Origin of the sequence: Mycobacterium sp. (assembly GCF_049281135.1) — a bacterium.
Lineage (GTDB): Bacteria > Actinomycetota > Actinomycetes > Mycobacteriales > Mycobacteriaceae > Mycobacterium.
In genome coordinates, this window is record NZ_JBAPRN010000381.1 from 1 (window position 1) to 1890 (window position 1890).

Here is a 1890-nt window from a genome sequence, read left to right on the forward strand (position 1 = left end):
CGAACCCACGGGCGTCGGCCTCCGATGAGACGACGAACGTGAAGTCCTTGTCCAGGAACACGCTCACCATCAGTGGCGACGCGTGATCGGGATCGATCGCACCGTCATCGACGAACTCGCGGATACCGACGCGTTCAACCACGACGTCGTGATACCGCTCGACCAACTCGGCCTCGTCGATCAGGTCGCCGGACTCGGTGTCATACCAGCCCGGTGTCGGGTCGTCCTCCCATTTGATCAGACCTGTGGTCCAAGCCAACTCGAGCACACCGGCGGCCGACAATTCGTTGTCGACCTCCATCTCGAAGCGAGTCCGTGACGAGCCGTACGGGCCGAGTTCGGCGCCGCCGACGATGACCACCAACTCGGATGGGTCGACGTCGAGGTCGGCCCACACCGGCGGCGGAGCCGGGCTGAAACCGCGTGGCGGCGAGGGCAGCGCGGCGATGGTCCCCTCGTCGGCGGCCTCGTCGTCGACCCCATCTTCTGCAGCTTTCGCCGCATGCTCCTCGCGGGCCTTGGCGGCCAGCTCAGCCATGTCCAACTCGACATCGCCGAGTCCGCCGGTGAAGTCCACCTTGATCGGCGAGGTAGCCGCGGCCGCCCTCGACTCGATGTCGCACAGCCCGAGCAGCATCTCGGCCATCTCGTCGGTGGAATACGTTGTGACGCCGGCTTCTTCGACAGCGCTGACGATCGCGTCGTTATGCCCCATCAGGCCGGTCCCGCGGGTCCAACCGATCAGCGCGTGCGCAAGGCTGACGCGCTGCGCCCACGACGACTCGGCTCCCCAGCGGGTCACCACCGCATCCAGTGCCGACTTGGCTTCGCCGTACGCGCCGTCACCGCCGAACATGCCGCGGTTGGGTGAGCCGGGCAGCACGACGTGCAGCCGCGAGGCGATGTCACGCTCGGCGCCGATCTTGGACAGGCCGCCGATCAGCCGCTGCACGGCCCACAGCAGCACCTTCATTTCCATCTCCGAGCGCGAGCCGGCCTCGGACAGGTCACCGACCACCCGCGGCGCCGCGAACGGGAACAGCAGGGTTGGCGTTTGCGCGTCCTTGATGTGAATCGACTGCGGCCCAAGGCTTTCGGACTGCTCGTTGCCGATCCATTCGGTCAGTGCGTCGATGTCGGAGTAGGACGCCATGTTGGCCGCCACCACCCACAGCGAAGCGCCGAATCGGGCATGGTCGCGGTAAAGATTCCGGTAGAACGCCAACCGCTCGTCATCGAGCTTCGACGTCGTCGCGACCACGGTGGCACCGCCGTCGAGCAACTTGCCGACCACCGACGCGGCGATCGAGCCCTTCGACGCACCGGTCACCACCGCGACTTCAGCGCTGTATCGCCCGGCATCCGGGTTCTCCGCGCCGGCAGCGATCCGGCCGTACAGCGATGCGTGGATCTGACGCCCGGCAGCCAGCGCCTTGCCCTGCCACCACGTCGCCTGGGTCGCCACCACATGGCCGGCGCCCTCGAACCGCTCCGACAGCCGCGCCCAATCGGCGTTGGCCTCGTCGTCGTCGATCAGCCACAGCTTGACCAGATCTTCACGGGCACTGGCCCATCGGTCGTCGAACACTACGGCTTTCTTGCCGTCGAACACTGGCGCCACCAACCGTGGCCAGTCGGCGCCGAGTTCGGTGGTGACCAGGTCGATCAGCTCGGCGTCGGTCGAGGCCGGCGGCACGCTGACCTGGTCGTCGAGCCCAAGTTGACCGAGTATCAGGCGGGCCGCCGAGGCGAGCACACCGTCGCGGCCGGTGATCTGTTCGGTGAATTCGCCCAGCGCGGCCGCATCGACGGTCGCGCCGCCGCCACCACCACCGGTCGACGGCAAGGCCACCGCGATTCCGCGGCGTGCGGCCACCGCCGTGACGGCGG

General features: G+C 67.8%; 1 pseudogene. It reads right to left on the reverse strand.

From position 1 onward, the window contains the following. A pseudogene (locus WAN02_RS15300) lies at positions 1 to 1890 on the reverse strand (3-oxoacyl-ACP synthase); the annotation flags it as partial.